Below are 15,056 nucleotides of genomic sequence, written 5' to 3'. Positions count from 1 at the left end.
GCGCACATGCCCCCCGCAGCCCGGACGGGCGATGCCACCGACCACGGCGGGACGATCACCACCCCGCCGCCGGGTGCCATCGCGGTGGCGACCGTGCTGATCGGCGGCCGGCCGGCCGCGGTCACCGGCAGCCTGCACGCCTGCGTCCCGCACGTGGAACTCGGGCCCGCCAACGTCGTCATGCCGGGCGTCGGCGCGGTGGCCGGGGGAGTGGTGCTGATCGGGGGTCTGCCCGCGGCGCGGATGGGCGACCAGACGGCCTGCGGCGCCAAGATCATCGCCGGTGCCTTCGACGTGCTGATCGGAGGCGCCGCGTGAGTGGCGACTTCATCGGCCGCGGCTGGGCGTTCCCGCTCCGGGTGAACGCCACCGGCGGCATCGGCATGGTCGACCGCGACCGGGAGATCGCGGAGGCGATCCGGCTCGTCCTCGGCACCGCCCCCGGCGAACGCCCGATGCGCCCCGAATTCGGCTGCGGCATCCACGAGTACGTCTTCGCGCCGGGCGACGGGACCACCGCGGGCCGGATCGCGCGCGAGGTGCGGATCGCGCTGGAGCGCTGGGAGCCGCGGATCGCGGTCGACGACGTGCGGATCGCCTTCGACAGCATCGACGAGGGCACGCTCTACATCGACGTCCACTACACCGTGCGGTCCACCAACGACCGCCGCAACCTCGTCTTCCCCTTCTACACCATCCCCGAACACCCGGATGCCGCCGACGCCTTGGACGGAGGAGGCCACTGATGGCGCTGCCCTCCCCGAACCTGGACGACCGCCGTTTCCAGCAACTCGTCGACGAGGCCAAGCGCTACGTCCAGCAGCGCGCACCGGAGTGGACCGACCACAACGTCTCCGACCCCGGGGTCACCCTGATCGAGACCTTCGCCTACCTGGTGGACCAGCTGCTCTACCGGCTGAACCGGGTACCGGAGAAGAACTACACGGCCTTCCTCGACCTGCTCGGCATCCAGCTCTTCCCGCCGTCCGCCGCGCGGGCGGAGGTCGACTTCTGGCTCTCGGCGCCGCAGCCGGAGACCGTGCTGCTGCGGGCGGGCACCGAGGTCTCCACGCTGCGCACCGAGACCGAGGAGGCGGTGGTGTTCGCCACCGCCGAGGACCTCCCGGTGGTGCCCAGCTCGCTCGAACGGCTGGTCACCCTGGCCGCCACGGGCGAGCAGCGCGACCGCACCGACCAGCTCGCCGAGGGCGTGGACCTGCCGTGCTTCCAGCCGCGTCCCGAGGTCGGGGACGCCATGCTGTTCGCGCTGCCGCAGGTGGTGGCGCGGTGCATCCTCATGGTCCGGCTGGACAGCCGGGTGGAGGGCGTCGGCGTCGACCCGCGGCAGCCGCCGCTGCGTTGGGAGGTGTGGGACGGGCTGCGGTGGGTCGCCTGCGAGACCGGCACCGACACCACCGGCGGCCTCAACCGGCCCGGTGAGGTGGTGGTGTTCGTTCCTCCCGTGCAGGCCGTCTCGGTGGTGGCCGGGCGGCGCGCGGCCTGGCTGCGCTGCCGGGTGACCGCGCCGGAGCCGGGCCAGCCGTTCTACGCCGAGTCGCCCACGATCCGCCGGGCCGAGGTGTTCACGGTCGGCGCCACCGCGACCGTCACCCACGCCCAGTCGGTGGCCGACGCGCCGCTCGGCACCTCGGAAGGCGTCGCGGGTCAGCGCTTCCGCCTGGCCAGAGTGCCGATCCTGCTGGACGGCGAGCCGCCGGCGGTCGAGGTGTCGGCGGGCGAGGGCTGGGAGCGGTGGACCGCCGTCGAGCACTTCGGCGACTCGGCGCCGACCGACCGGCACGTGGTGATCGACGCGACCACGGGCGAGTTCAGCTTCCCGCCCGCCGTCCGGGAGCCCGACGGGAGCCTGCGCTCCTTCGGCGCGGTGCCGGCCAAGGGGGCGCAGCTGCGGGTCCCGCACTACCGCACGGGCGGCGGGAGCGCGGGCAACGTCGCCCGCGGCACCATCTCGGTGCTGCGCAGCTCGGTCCCCTACGTCGCCAGTGTCGACAACCGCGAGGCGGCGCACGGCGGCGTCGACGGCGAGACCCCGGAGAACGCCAAACTGCGCGCCCCGCACCTGCTGCGCCTGCAGGAACGGGCCGTCACCGCGGAGGACTTCGAGCTGATCGCCCGGCAGGCCGCGCCCGCCGCGGCCCGGGTCCGGTGCGTGCCGGCCGTGGCCGGGGAGGCGGGGGCGGTGCGGGTGCTCGTGGTGCCCGGCGCGGTGGCGGACGAGGGCGACCGGCTGCGCTTCGAGCAGCTGATCCCCGCCGAGTCGATGGTGGCCGCCATCGCGGCCGAGCTGGACGAGCGGCGGCTGCTCGGCACCCGGCTCGTCGTGCAGCCCCCCGACTACCAGGGCGTGACGGTGGTCGCCCGGCTCACCACCCGCTCCCCGGACGCCGACCGGGTGCGGGAGGCGGCGCTCGCGGCGCTTTTCCGGTACCTCAACCCGCTGGTCGGCGGCGCCGACGGGCGGGGCTGGCCGTTCGGCCGGGCGGTGCAGTACGGGGAGATGTTCGCGGTGCTCCAGCAGGTGCCCGGCGTCGCGGGCGTCGACGAGCTGCGGCTCTTCCCGGCGGACCCGATCACCGGCCGCCGCGGTGCGCCCGCCGAGCGGGTCGAGGTGGCGCCGGACGCCCTGGTCTTCTCGCACCAGCACCAGGTCGCGGTCGGCACGACCGACGCGGAGGGTGCCGCATGAGCCGGGCCGCCGTCCCCGGGCTGCCGAGCCCGCACCCGATCGGTGAGCTGCTGCCCGCGCTCTTCGCCGACGACGACTTCGCCCAGCGGTTCACCGCGGGCCTGGACACCGTCCTCGCCCCGGTGTTCGCCACCCTGGACAACCTGCCCGCCTACTTCGAACCACGCCTGGCGCCGGAGGACTTCCTCACCTGGCTGGCCTCCTGGGTCGCCATCGAGACCGACCCGGCCTGGCCGGCGGAGGTGCGCCGCACCGTGGTCCGGCGCGCGATCGAGCTGCACCGGCGGCGCGGGACCCGGCGGGGCCTTACGGAGCGGCTGCGGCTGATCCTCGGCGTCGGGGCGCAGATCGTCGACGGCGGCGGCGTGGCCTGGTCCACCACCCCGGGCGCCGCCCTGCCGCCCGCGCCCTCGGGGGAGCTGCTGGTCCGCGTCTGGCCCGAGCGGGGTGCGGCGGCGGTGGTGGAGGAGCAGGTGCTGGCCGTGGTCCGGGCGTGCTGTCCGGTGCACCTCACCTGCCGGGTGCAGATGCTGCCCGGTCCACCTGTTGCGCCCGCGTCGCCCGCTTCGCCCGATTCACCTGATTCACCTGGTCCGGCTGGGAGAGCGGAGAACTGACGGATGCGTACCTGCCCCGACTGCGGCACGGCCAACGGCGATGGGGACGACTTCTGCGGCAACTGCGGTGCCTACCTGGGCTGGTCGCGGGCGGGCGCCGCCGCCGCGCCGGAGGTCTCCGCGCCGGACGCCTCCGTACCGGACGTCCCCGCGGCCGGCGATCCCGCGCCCGGGGCCCGCGCACCCGAGGTCCGGACGCCGGATGCCCCGGCGCCGGAGGTCCCCGCGCCGGAGATCCCTGGGCCGGAGGTCGCCGCCCCTCAGGTCCCCGCGCCCGCCGAGCCGCCGCGCCCCGGCACTGCCCGGACCCCGGCGCCCGCCCCCCGGACACCCGCGCCCGCCCCCCGGACGCCGGCACCGCCCGCCCCTGGCGACGCTCCGAGGCCCCCAGCGGCGGACCCGGTCGCGGTGCAGCCCGCCAGGGCCGTCGCGCCCCGCCCGGTGGTCCGGCCGTCCGCGGCCGAGGAGGCCCAGGACGGCCCGCCCTGCCCCCGGTGCGGCACCCCCAACCGGCCCGACCGGCGTTTCTGCCGGCGCTGCGCGGCACCGCTGACCGTCACCGCAGCGCCGCGGCCCCTGCCGTGGTGGCGCACCCGGTGGCCGTTCCGGCGCCGGGTGCGGATCGGCGGCTCCGGTCTCGCCCTGCGCCGGATGATCGTGCTGCTGGTGCTGGCGGCGCTGGTGATCGCGGGGATCCTGCTGTACCCGGCGGGCCGCAACGTCTACCAGGACACGCTGGACAAGCTCCGCAGTGCCGGCGCGATCACCCCCACCTCGGTCTCGGCGAGCGCGGAGCTCCCGGACCATCCCGCGGCCGCGGCCGACGACGGCCTGACGAACACCTACTGGGGAGCACCGGACGTCGGCGCCTCGATCACCTTCGCCTTCCGCAGCCCGTTCCGGCTGGTGGATCTCATCATCCACACCGGCGACTCCGCCGATCCGCAGCAGTACCAGCAGCAGGCCCGGCCCACCACCCTCGACCTCCAGGTCACGACGTCGGACGGCAGGACGCACGATCGCCTGGTGACCCTCAACGACAAGCCGGGCCCGCAGACCGTGACGACCGGGATCAGCGACGTGGTCCGGGTGACGCTGGTCGTCCGGGGCACGGCCGGTGCCGGCCCCGGACGCCAGATCGCGCTGGCCGAGGTGGAGTTCTTCAAGCGCGGCTGAGCGGCCACCGTGCCGGTCCTCGATGCGCGGCCGGTACCGGAACCGGGCCGCGGCCGGCAACGTCCCATCGCCATGGCGAAGATACGCAGCCGCTCGGTCCTGGTCGTCGTCCTGTCCGCCGTCGCCCTCCTGCTCTGCTCCGCGTTCGTGCACCTGATCGCTGCTCCGCCCTCGATCACCCCCGCTCCCGTCACCCTCACCGGTGACACCGGGCAGGTGCTCGTCGGCGCGGTCGCCTGGACGGAGAACGGTGAGGCGATGCTGCTGGTCCGGTCCACCGAGGACCCTCGGCCCAGCACCGCCGCGGTGATCGCGATCGCGGACAGCAGCCCGTGACGGCTTCCTGGTAGTTACGCCCAGGCCGGGGTCCAGGTCGGGACGGCTGCCACGCCGTCGCTGTGGTCCGCGCCGCGGGAGGAGTGCGGCCCGGAGTGCGGCCGGGAGTGCGGCCCGGAGCGCAGGTGGGCGCGGAGCGTGGCGAGGGCCGGGTGCGGGTTGTCGCGGTGCCAGACCAGCGAGTGCGGGTAGACGGGTGTGGGATCGCGCAGGGCGATGCGTCGCAGGCCGTGGTCGGCGGGCCAGACGAGGTGGGTCCGCTCGCCGACGAAGGTCGCCAGCGAGCGGGAGTCGGCGATGGTGTCCAGCAGGGGCTCGGTGCCGAAGTCGGGGCCGGTGACCTCGATGGTGAGCCCGAACGCGGTGGCGAGGTCGGCGTAGTAGGCGGCCCACTCGGTGCCGGGAACGATGCCGGGCATCCAGATCCGGTGCCCGGCCAGCTCGGCGGGCGTGACCGCGCGGGCGCCGGCCAGGGCGTGGGTCGGCCCGGTGAGGAGCTCGATGGGCTCGTCGTAGACGCGGGCGGCCCCGAGGTCGTCGGGGAGCTGTCGCCCTGGCCGGGTGACGGCGCGGAACGACGCGTCGATGGTACCGGACCGGATGGCGTCGACGGCCGCGTCCGCGTCGAAGAGGGTGACGACGTCCAGCTCGACCTCGGGGTGCGCGCGACGGAAGTCGCGCAGCAGGGTGGCCGGGGCGAGCCGGCGGCCGATCACGTCGACCCGCAGCGCGCGGTGGCCGGGACGGACCGAGGCGAGCGCCCGCTCCTCGGCCCGCAGCAGGTCGCGGGCGTGGGGCAGGAACGCCTGGCCGTCGATGGTGAGTTTCGCCCCGCGCGCGGTGCGGGTGAACAGTCGCACGCCGAGGAGCTTCTCCAGCGTGGCGATGCGTTTGGAGACGGCCTGCTGGGTGACCGACAATACGGCGGCGGCCTCCTGGAAGCGCCCCGCATCCGCGGCGGCCACGAAGGTGCGCACAGCGTCGAGATCCACGTCGGCCATGCTAAGGCCTGCTCCATGGCACAACGTATGGTTGTGCCTCGGTGGCGTGTCGGTTGTTTGATCTCGCCGTCTGCCACCCGCTTGGATACCGGTGGTCAACAGCTGGTTGTTCAGGTCATGGGAGAGGTGCGGTGGGTATGGCGGGGCGGCGGACGCTCGGGCGGCAGTTCGGGTGGCTGTGGACGGCGTACGTGGTCAGCGCGTACGGCACCGGGTTCGGCTTCGGCGCGTTCCCCTTGATCGCGGTCCTGGTGCTGCACTGCGGGCCGGCCCAGGTGGCGGCGCTGGCCGCCACGGGACGGGCGGTGGGGGCCCTGGTCGCGGTGCCGCTCGGCCCGTGGGTGGAGTTCCGCCGCAAGCGGCCGGTCATGATGGCGATGGACCTGGTCCGGTGCGCGGCGCTGCTCAGCATTCCCGCCGCGTTCGCGCTCGGCCTGCTCAGCTTCGTCCAGCTGCTCCTCGTCTCGGTCGCCACCGCCGCGGCCGACATCGCCTTCAAGGCGGCCAGCGGCGCCTACCTGAAGTCGCTCGTCCCACCGCAGGACCTGCTCGTCGCCAACGGCCGCTTCGAGTCCACCACCTGGAGCGCGACCATGATCGGACCGCCGCTGGGCGGCGCCGCGATCGCGCTCTTCGGCCCGGTGACCACCGTGCTGGCCGACGCGGTCAGCTATCTGCTCTCGGCGCTGGGCATCCGCGCCATCGGCGGCACGGAACCGCAGCCCGCCCGGAGCGCTGCCCCGCGGCTGCGCGCGGGCGACCTGCTCGAAGGCTGGCGCCACATCCTGCGCCACCCCGTGCTGCGCCCGCTCTTCGTCAACTCGATCGTGGTCAACGGCCTGATCATGGCCGCCGACCCGCTCATGGCCGTCCTCATGCTGGGCCACCTCGGCTTCGCCCCCTGGCAGTACGCTCTCGCCTTCGCGGCCCCGTGCATCGGCGGACTGATCGGTTCACGCCTCGCGCGCCCGCTCGCGGCGCGGTTCGGGCAGCGCCGGATGCTGCTCGCCAGCGGGGTGGTGCGCGCGTGCTGGCCTGTCGGCCTGGCGTTCGTGCAGCCCGGTCTCCCCGGGATCCTGCTCGTCATCGGCGTCCAGCTCGGCCTGGTGACCTGCTGCGGCCTGTTCGGCCCGCTGCTGTCCACCTACCGGCTCGAGAACACCGACTCCGAGCTCGTCGCCCGCACCCTGACCGCGTGGTCGATCGGCAGCAGCGCCAGCATCGCGGCGATGACCGCCCTGTGGGGCCTGCTCGCCGCCGCCACCAGCCCCCGCACCGCGATCGTCCTCGCCGGCGTCCTCCTGCTGGCCACCCCCCTGCTGCTGCCACGCCGCGAGCGGGCACCCCGCGAGGCGGCGGACCAGGCAGCGGTGAGCCTGACCTGAGGCGCACGTCACCCGGGGTGGTGCCGCACCGGTACGGCCAGGGGCCTTCCGCCGCCTGCCCGGCGCGTGCCTCGTGCGCTCCCTGGACCGGGCGGAGGATCGCGGCGATCATAGGGACGGCCAACTGACCGAGCGTCACCGTGTCCGTGGAGGACTTCTCTTGCGACTCCGACCCCGCCCGACCTCCGGGCCCGCGCCCTGGCAGACCGCTGTCGTCATCGGTGCCGGGTACGCGGGCCTGGTCACCGCCCGGGTCCTGGCCGACCACTTCCGCGAGGTCGTGCTGCTGGAGCGGGACGAGGTGACCAGCGACACCGGGGTGCACCCGCACACCCCGCAGGGCCACCACGCCCATGCGATGCTCGCCAAGGGCGCCGAAGTCCTGGAGCGGTACTTCCCGGGCCTGCGCGCGGAGTTGCACGAGGCAGGAGCGCCGGTCTTCGACTACGGCGAGGCGATCAGCTTCCTGCTGCCCACCGGATACGCGCCGCGCTGCCGCACCGGCGTGCGGATCCAGACGTTCACCCGCGGCGAGCTGGAACGCCGCCTGCGCCGCCGGGTCCTGGCACTGCCCAACGTGACCCAGCACGCGGGCACCCGCTGCGAGGGGCTGGTCTTCGCCCCGACCGGGGCCGTCACCGGCGTGCGGTACCGCACCGGGGAGGACGAGCAGGCCCGGGAGTTGACGGCCGACCTGGTGGTCGACGCGGGTGGCCGCTCCAGCCCGCTGGACCGGTGGCTGCGCGAGGCCGGGGTCGAGGTGCCGCCGGAGCGCGTCGTCAAGGGCCGGATCACCTACACCTCCTCCACCTTCGAGCGGGACACCGCGAACCCGCCGGAGCACCAGGTCGCCTACCAGATGACCTTCGCGCCCGAGGTCGCGCGCGGCGGCGTCCTGATGGCCGTCGAGTACGACCGGTGGACCTGCTCGCTCTTCGGCTACGGCGACCTCGTGCCGCCCACCGACGACGGCGGCTACCTCGACTTCGCCCGCCAACTGCGCAACCCGCACCTCGCCGAGCAGCTCACCCGGCGCGCCGAGGCCGGCCCGGTCCACCGCTACACCAACGTCAACAGCCGCTGGCGCCCCTTCCACGCGTGCCGCAGCTGGCCGGCGCAGCTGCTGGCCCTGGGCGACTCGGTCTGCGTGTTCAACCCGGTCTACGGCCAGGGCCTCACCGTGGCGGCCCTGGAGGCCGACCTGCTCCACCGCATGCTCCGCGCCCGCCGCACCCGCCCCGACGGCCTCGCCACGCTCGGCCGCGCCTTCCAACGCGGCGTGGCCCGGATCGTGCTCGCCCCCTGGACCCTCTCCGGCAACTCCGACCTCATGTGGGACACCGGCCGCCACCCCCTGCCCGCCCGCTTCGCCCACTGGTACAACACCTGGCTCTTCGCCGTCGCCACCCACGACCCGGCGGTCTGGACCCGCTTCGCCAGGGTGATCAACATGGTCTCCCCGCCCACCACCCTCTTCCACCCGGCGGTGGCCGCCAAGGTGCTCCGCAAGGCGCTGGCCTCCCGCCGCGGCACGGGTGGGCCGCCACCCGGCACACCGGCCTGACCCGTCGAGGCGGGGAGGGCCGGCTCCGGTCGCCGACGAACGCCCCGGCCCGCACGCGCGGGCCGGGGCTCTCGTGAGCGGGTGGGTCAGCCTGCTAACCGATCGTCCACTGCTGGAGCGCCGAGCCGGTGGCGGGCTGCTGGGTCACCGGCGAACCGTCCGAGGTCGTCGCCGTGGTGAGCAGCAGGCCGCTGTGGGTGTTGGTGAGGGTGTAGCGGCCGTCGGCCAGCCTGGCGGCCGTCCAGTGCTGGTTGGCGGCGCCGGTGCAGGGCCACTGGATCACCGGGGTGCCGGGGGTGGTGGCGCCGTTCCGGTCGTCGGCGCAGAGGCCGGACTGGGTGTTGACGAGCTGGTAGGAGCCGTCGGGCTGCTGGGTGAACTGCCAGCTCTGGTTGGCGCCTCCGTTGGGGGTCCAGGTGATCAGTCGGGTGCCCGCGGTGGTGCTGTGGCCGGGGTCGTCCAGGGCCTTGCCGGCGGCGGCCAGGGTGTGGGCGCCGTTGAGGTTGCCGGTGACCGTGCCGACCGGGGTCATGGTGAGGGTCTGCTGCGCCGCGGTGCGACCGCCGCCGACGGGGCTGCCGGTGGTGTCGCTCCAGGAACGGGGTGCGGTGGTCTCGGCGTGGCCGCCGCCGGTCGAGGTCAGACCGAGCACCAGGCCGCTGTAGCGGTTGACCAGGCGGTAGTTGCCGTCGGCCGCCCCGGTGGCGGAGGTGTCGGGCAGGACGAACCACTGCTGGCCGACGGTGGGGCCGCCGGTGCCGGCGGGGGTGACGGTGGGGCTGGTGCCCCAGGCGCGGTCGGCGGTCGTGCCGGAGCCGACGCCGAGCAGTCCGCCGGTGGCGGCGTTGGTGATCCGGTAGGAGCCGTCCCCGTCGCTCGCGAAGGACCAGCCCTCCCGGGCCGAGCCGGTGGCGGCGGCTGCGGAGGTGGTGGCGGAGCCGTTCGCGGCCTGGGTCAGGACCCGGCCCTCGCCGCTGGCGATCCGGTAGGTCCTGGCCGGGTCGAAGGGCGCGGCGGCGGGGGCGGAGGAGTCGACCGTCACGTTGGCGTACTCGCCGTCCGAACTGGCGCAGGAGATCGCGCAGTAGGAGCGGAACGACTTGCCGATCAGGGTGGAGCTGGTGAGGTTGGCGCTGTCGAGGAACCAGCGGTACCAGGAGCCGGACTGGTAGCTGCCCGAGTCGCCGGCCAGGTGCCACTGCTGGGTGGCCAGGTTGTCGGTGACGTAGAACTGCTGGGGAGCGGTGCCGGAGACCACCTCGGGCTCGCCGATGTAGAGGCCGAGGTAGGCGTCGTAGGCGATGTTCATGATGAACAGGGGCGACTTGGCCGGCAGCACCCCGGCCGCCACCTGCTGGTCGACGTTCCCGGTGTTGGCGGGGTTGTAGTCCTGGCCGACCGGCGTGTACCCGCTCGGTGCGGCGGCGGTGGCGGGGACCATGTTGCTCTCCAGGCCGCCCACGCCGGGCTGGGTCCACGCGCCGTCGTACCACTTCTGCCAGCTGCCGGGCGCCATCTTGCCGGAGATCGGGGCGCGGGCGACGTGCGCCAGGCCGCCGTTGCTGCCGCCGGCGCCGGCCTTGGGGATGATCCGCGAGCCGTAGTAGACGTAGAAGTAGCCGGAGGCGGTGTCGACGAACAGGCGCGGGTCGCCGTCGCCGTAGTCGTAGGTCTGGTTCGGGAACGCCGAGTTGTCGCCGCGCGTGGTGCTGTACGGGGAGGTGATGGCGTGGCCGGAGATGGTCCAGGTGTGGCCCTGGTCGTGGGAGACCGCGTAGTCGATGGCGTCGTAGTGCAGGCCGTCGCCGAACGGCTGGGGGGTGAACTCGTTGTGCACCAGCCCGTACCAGTCGCCGGTGTCCGGGTCGACCCAGACGCCCACCAGGTCGCAGTAGTTGGGCTGGGAGTAGCCCGAACCAGCTGGTGCGGCGGTGGAGTTGACTCCGGTGACGCTCGTGTTGCAGCGCCAGGTGGTGTCGCCGTTGCTGTCCTTGGAGTTGGCGGGGTCGACGGCGTTGCTCAGCGAGGTGTCGAGGGTGGCACCGGCGAAGTCGCTGCCGGTGTAGAAGCTCCACTGGCGCGGGTCGGTGGCGCCGTAGAGCGAGTGGGACTCCTGGAAGTAGAAGGTGCCGTCCTTGTCGAGGTACGGGCTGGCCGGGGTGTCGTCGGCGTAGCCGTAGCTGCCCGTCGAGCCGATGGTGATCGTGTAGGTGGCCGCGTGGGGTGCGGCCGAGGCCTGCGCGGCGCCCAGCAGGTTGCCGCCGGCCAGCGACAGCGCCAGGGCCGTGACCGCGCCGAGCAGCCTGCGGCGTCCCGAACCTCGGGCACTTCGCGAGCTTCGGGCACTTCGGGAGCTTCGGGCACTTCGAGGACTTCGGGCGCTTCGGGGACTTCGAGGAGCTGACACAGTGACTCCTTGTCTTCTCGGGGCCGCCGTGGGGGGCGGGCCCCGGGTGTACCGGCGTCGCAGGCCGACGCCGGTCGGGTCGGGACGGGGGTCCCGACCAGCTCTTCCCCCCAGGGTGGTGCGGTCCGGTGCGGGATCAGCCCGCCGACATGCGGAAGTCGTACTGCGGCGGTACCGGTTCGCCGGGGTGGACGGCGAGCCACAGGGTGTCCAGGGACACCTCGCCCTCGCGCATGTTGTCCACCCGGATGCCCTCGGCCAGCAGCCGGCGCACCCGGTCGTCGTCACCGGCGGCGTGGGCGGCGGTGGCCTCCGCCAGCCGGATCCGGCCGTGCGCGCGGGTGGCGGCGGGCAGCGCCTCGATGAGGGCGAGGGCCGCTCGCACGCGGTCGGCCGCGAGCAGCGTGTCGAGCACCTCGATGGTCAGTTCCCGCAAGCCGGGCCGTAGTTGATGGGCCTCGGCCATCAGGTCGGCGGCCTCCTGCGGGTCGGCGGCCAGCTGCGCCAGCGCGCGCAGTGCCCAGCAGGTCCGCCGTTCGCCCAGTGAGCGCTTGAACGCCTGCCGGGCGGCGTCGGCTTCGCCGTCGGCCAGGCGCAGCAGGCCGAGGTGATAGAGGGCGTGCCAGTCCGGCGCGTGGTCCTCAAGGCGGCGGCGCCAGTGGGCTCCGGTGACGGGGGCGGCGGGCGGGTCGCTGACCGGCAGGGTCCCGGTGGCGAGCAGTCGGCGCCAGGGCTGCTGCTCGGCGCCGGGCGCACCGAAGGGCAGCTGCGGGGAGGCGGGCAGCTCGCCCGCCTCGATCTCCAGCGCGGCCCAGCCCGAGCCGTCGGACAACTGCTCCACGGGCTCGCCGAAGCCGTCCGCCGCGGCCGGCGCCTCCGCCAGCGCGGACGGCGGCACGAGGCGGTCCAGCGCCGCACCGGCCGCCGCCCGCGCCTGCTCCCAACTACCGTGCACAGCGGCCGGATCGGCTTCGAGCCTGCCGTACGCCTCGGTCCACGACCAGGTCTCCCCGGCGGGCAGCGGCAGGTGTTCCAGCTGGGTGCGGGCCAGGCCGGCCTGGATCTCCAGGTAACCGGTGCCCGGCCCGGAGAGCCACTCCTGCCAGTGCCGGCCGCCGGTGGCGGTGCCCCAGCAGAACAGCTTGCGACCGCGCAGCCGGTCGGTGGAGGTCTGCACGAGTCCGATGCCGTCCCGGTCCAGGGCGGCGATCCAGCGGCGCTCGCCGTCCGGGATGTCGAGGAAGTAGTCGGCGGCGCGGGCGACCCGGCCCGGGTAGCTGCGGTCGGCGCCGTCCAGCTGGGGGAAGGGCACCCGGGTCAGGTCGCTGACGTAGTCGCAGTGGAAGGCGTGCCCGGCCGGGCCCAGCACGCGGGTGTCCGCGTCCTCGGGGACGGCGATGTTGGACCACCAGTAGACCGGGGTCGGCTGCGGCGAGGGATTGTGCAGCCGGACGTGGACGAGCAGCACCGGCGATCCGCTCGGCAGCCAGGCGTCCATCCGCAGCACGATGCGCCGCAGCCGCTCGAAGGCGTACATCCGCAGGACCGGGGTGCCGTCCGGTGCGTTCAGCCGCACGGCGTGCAGCGGCTCGCAGGTCAGCGGCCAGTGCCCGGTCATGCCGAGGTTCCACTCCACCCCGCCGGCCAGCCAGGCGTCGCGCAGTGCGAGGTTGGCGGGCTGCAGGACCGGGTTGCGGTGCAGCAGTTCGCGACCGCTCGGCCGGTGCACCAGCGACCAGAGCCGGCCGCCCAGCGAGGGCAGGAAGGTCGCGGTGAGGATCTCGTTCGCCAGGACCACGCACGGCAGTTCGCGCTCGGCGCGGACCCGGTCGTAGTCGCCCTGGCGGGTGTAGGGCAGCAGCGAGGACGGTGCGCCGTAGGCGAGGTTGCGGCGCATCTCCTCGTCCACCCCGGCGCCGCCGGCGGTGGAGGGGGACAGGCCGTGCAGGATCGGCAGCAGGCCGGCGACCGGGTCGGCCGTCCCCTCGATCCGCAGCAGGCCGGTGTGCAGGGAGGAGGTCACTTGCCGATTCCTGTCGTCATGCCCTGGATGATCCGCGTCCCCATCCAGGAGAAGAGCGCGATCATCGGGGCGAGGATGATGCAGACCCCGGCGAACATGGTGCCGTAGTCCAGGCCGTTGAACTGCTGTGCGGCGACGAACGAGGCGAGCGCCACCGGGAGGGTGACCTTGCTCTGGCTGCTCGTCAGCACGATGGCGAAGAGGGTCTCGTTCCAGCCGGTGATGAACTGCAGCAGGAACGCGGTGATCAGCCCGCCCCGGGCCACCGGGAGGACCACCTGCAGGAAGGTGCGCAGCGGCCCGGCGCCGTCCAGTACGGCCGCCTCCTCCAGCACCCCGGGGATCGAGGAGAAGAAGCCGGTGAGCAGGAAGACCGTGAAGGGCATGGCGAGGCCCACGTAGACCAGGGCGAGGCCGAGGTCGCTGTCGGTCAGGTCGACCTTGGCCAGGCCGACGAAGAGCGGCACCACCAGCACCTGGCCGGGCACGCCGAGCCCCAGCGCGAAGGTCATGGTCAGCGCGGAGGAGGTCCGCGAGCGGCGCCGGGCCAGCGCGTAGGCGCAGGGCGCGGCCAGCGCGATGGCCACCAGCGAGGAGCCGGCGGCGGTGAGCACGCTGTTGAGCGCGGCCCGGGCGAAGCCGCCCTGGCCCAGCGCGGTGCCGTAGTTGCCGAACCGCGGGAGGGTCGTCAGACCGAAGTTGTGCTTGAGGATGTCGGGGCCGCTGCGCAGCGAGGTCAGGAAGATCCACAGGAGCAGCAGCAGGTTGGCGGCGACGACGGCCCACACGACCGCCGTGCCGATGCGTACCGCCGCTGATCCGCGTCTGCTTGGCACGGGGTGGCCTTTCGTCGGGGTGGGTGGTGATCGGCTCAGTACTCGATGGGGTCGCGGCGCAGAACTCGGCGCAGCACCACGGTCACCAGCGTGACCATCAGCAGGGTGACCACCGCGGCGGCCGTCGCCATGCCCAGCCGCGGCACCGTGGCGCGCGGGAAGGCCTCCGCGTACACGTACAGGGCGGTGTTCCAACTGTCGACCGGTGGGAGTGAGTTGGTGCTGCCGCCGAAGAGCAGGATCAGCTCGAAGATCTTCACCGAGCTGACCGTCCACAGCACGGCGCAGACCGAGATCACGTCCCACGCGCAGGGCAGGGTCACATGGCGGAAGCGCTGGAAGGCACCCGCGCCGTCGAGTTCGGCGGCCTCGTAGAGGTAGTCGGGGATCTGGTCGACCGCCGCCATGATGATCGAGGTGTAGTAGCCGGTGGCCGTCCAGATCACGGTGCCCAGCACCATCGGGAACAGGTCGGCGGTCGAGAGCCACTTGGGCGGCGTGGTCACCCCGAGCAGGTGCAGCGCCTGGTTGACCGGGCCGGTGGGCGAGAAGAGGAAGCCGGCCGCGATGCCGAAGACCATGCCGTTGACCAGCGAGGGGAAGAAGAGGACGGAGCGGGCGAAGAGCCGGGCCTTCATCTCCCGCAGCACCAGGGTCAGCACGAAGCTGATCAGGAAGGTGATCGCCCCGCCGACGAACATCAGCTCCAGCGTGTTCACCAGGGAGGTGCGGAACACCGGGTCCTGGAAGAGCACTTGGTAGTTCTTCAGGCCGCGCCACTGCATGGCGCCCATGCCGTCCCACTTGTAGAGGCTGGTCCATACCGCGTAGCCGACCGGGGCGAGGAAGAGCACCGCGTAGGCGATCAGTGCGGGGGCGGTGAACGGCCAGAACATCCGGCGCTGTTGGCGCTCGTGGGGGCCGAGGCCGCGGCGGCGCGGGCGGCGGGCCTGGGTGCCGGCGCCCGGGGCCCGGGGAGGGTGCTGGATCGTGGTCGTCACCGG

The 15,056-nt window shown here is 73.8% G+C and carries 13 protein-coding genes; 8 read left to right on the top strand and 5 right to left on the bottom strand.

Translation table 11 applies throughout. From position 1 onward, the window contains the following. Positions 1–6 precede the first annotated feature (6 nt). The 6 genes from OG294_RS04225 (at position 7) to OG294_RS04200 (ending at position 4,836) form a co-directional block, all read left to right on the top strand. A complete protein-coding gene (locus OG294_RS04225; RefSeq protein WP_327065019.1) occupies positions 7–318 on the top strand; it encodes a PAAR domain-containing protein in 312 nt (103 codons plus the stop codon). Next, complete coding sequence (locus OG294_RS04220) at positions 315–746, top strand: GPW/gp25 family protein (protein WP_327065018.1); 432 nt, start codon at positions 315–317, stop codon at positions 744–746. The genes OG294_RS04225 and OG294_RS04220 overlap by 4 nt, the downstream gene beginning before the upstream one ends. Further along, positions 746–2,707 (top strand): putative baseplate assembly protein, encoded by a 1,962-nt coding sequence (locus OG294_RS04215; protein WP_327065017.1) that lies wholly within the window; start codon positions 746–748, stop codon positions 2,705–2,707. The genes OG294_RS04220 and OG294_RS04215 overlap by 1 nt, the downstream gene beginning before the upstream one ends. Then, positions 2,704–3,324 carry a phage tail protein I gene (locus OG294_RS04210; RefSeq protein WP_327065016.1) on the top strand — a complete coding sequence of 207 codons (621 nt, stop codon included), beginning with the start codon at positions 2,704–2,706 and terminating at the stop codon, positions 3,322–3,324. Before OG294_RS04215 ends, OG294_RS04210 begins: the two co-directional genes overlap by 4 nt. A 3-nt stretch (positions 3,325–3,327) precedes the next feature. After that, positions 3,328–4,500 (top strand): NADase-type glycan-binding domain-containing protein, encoded by a 1,173-nt coding sequence (locus OG294_RS04205; protein WP_327065015.1) that lies wholly within the window; start codon positions 3,328–3,330, stop codon positions 4,498–4,500. A 72-nt stretch (positions 4,501–4,572) separates the two neighbouring features. Then, positions 4,573–4,836: a hypothetical protein gene (locus tag OG294_RS04200; protein WP_327065014.1), complete on the top strand. Its 264-nt coding sequence runs from the start codon at positions 4,573–4,575 to the stop codon at positions 4,834–4,836. A gap of 14 nt (positions 4,837–4,850) precedes the next feature. Here the strand turns inward: OG294_RS04200 and OG294_RS04195 are convergent, their stop codons facing one another. Continuing rightward, on the bottom strand, positions 4,851–5,828 hold the full coding sequence (locus OG294_RS04195; RefSeq protein ID WP_327065013.1) for a LysR family transcriptional regulator: 978 nt from the start codon (positions 5,826–5,828) through the stop codon (positions 4,851–4,853). A 146-nt stretch (positions 5,829–5,974) separates the two neighbouring features. Between OG294_RS04195 and OG294_RS04190 the strand changes: the two genes are divergently transcribed. Next, positions 5,975–7,222, top strand: a complete 1,248-nt coding sequence (locus OG294_RS04190; protein WP_327065012.1) for an MFS transporter — start codon at positions 5,975–5,977, stop codon at positions 7,220–7,222. 160 nt (positions 7,223–7,382) lie between these two features. Beyond that, positions 7,383–8,786: an FAD-dependent oxidoreductase gene (locus OG294_RS04185; RefSeq protein WP_327065011.1), complete on the top strand. Its 1,404-nt coding sequence runs from the start codon at positions 7,383–7,385 to the stop codon at positions 8,784–8,786. A 94-nt stretch (positions 8,787–8,880) separates the two neighbouring features. On the opposite strand, the gene OG294_RS04180 is transcribed toward OG294_RS04185, so the two are convergent. The 4 genes from OG294_RS04180 to OG294_RS04165 all read right to left on the bottom strand — a co-directional run bounded on the left by OG294_RS04180 (position 8,881) and on the right by OG294_RS04165 (position 15,053). Beyond that, entirely contained in the window at positions 8,881–11,193 is a 2,313-nt protein-coding gene (locus tag OG294_RS04180) for an RICIN domain-containing protein (protein WP_327065010.1), read from the bottom strand. A gap of 136 nt (positions 11,194–11,329) precedes the next feature. Next, positions 11,330–13,216 (bottom strand): DUF5107 domain-containing protein, encoded by a 1,887-nt coding sequence (locus tag OG294_RS04175; protein ID WP_327065009.1) that lies wholly within the window; start codon positions 13,214–13,216, stop codon positions 11,330–11,332. Next, a complete protein-coding gene (locus OG294_RS04170; RefSeq protein WP_327065008.1) occupies positions 13,213–14,052 on the bottom strand; it encodes a carbohydrate ABC transporter permease in 840 nt (279 codons plus the stop codon). The genes OG294_RS04175 and OG294_RS04170 overlap by 4 nt, the downstream gene beginning before the upstream one ends. Before the next feature lie 35 nt (positions 14,053–14,087). Then, complete coding sequence (locus OG294_RS04165; protein ID WP_327065007.1) at positions 14,088–15,053, bottom strand: carbohydrate ABC transporter permease; 966 nt, start codon at positions 15,051–15,053, stop codon at positions 14,088–14,090. Positions 15,054–15,056 lie beyond the last annotated feature (3 nt).

Source organism: Kitasatospora sp. NBC_01302, assembly GCF_035976515.1.
Classification (GTDB): domain Bacteria; phylum Actinomycetota; class Actinomycetes; order Streptomycetales; family Streptomycetaceae; genus Kitasatospora.
Note: the sequence above shows the minus strand (reverse complement) of the source record. Positions and strands in the feature narration are given on the sequence as shown.

Excerpts from the sequence above, each read along its gene's own strand:
- OG294_RS04200 (WP_327065014.1), top strand. The coding sequence starts at position 4,573 with ATGGCGAAGATACGCAGCCGCTCGGTCCTGGTCGTCGTCCTGTCCGCC.
- OG294_RS04225 (WP_327065019.1), top strand. The coding sequence starts at position 7 with ATGCCCCCCGCAGCCCGGACGGGCGATGCCACCGACCACGGCGGGACG.
- OG294_RS04205 (WP_327065015.1), top strand. The coding sequence starts at position 3,328 with ATGCGTACCTGCCCCGACTGCGGCACGGCCAACGGCGATGGGGACGAC.
- OG294_RS04190 (WP_327065012.1), top strand. The coding sequence starts at position 5,975 with ATGGCGGGGCGGCGGACGCTCGGGCGGCAGTTCGGGTGGCTGTGGACG.
- OG294_RS04210 (WP_327065016.1), top strand. The coding sequence starts at position 2,704 with ATGAGCCGGGCCGCCGTCCCCGGGCTGCCGAGCCCGCACCCGATCGGT.
- OG294_RS04215 (WP_327065017.1), top strand. The coding sequence starts at position 746 with ATGGCGCTGCCCTCCCCGAACCTGGACGACCGCCGTTTCCAGCAACTC.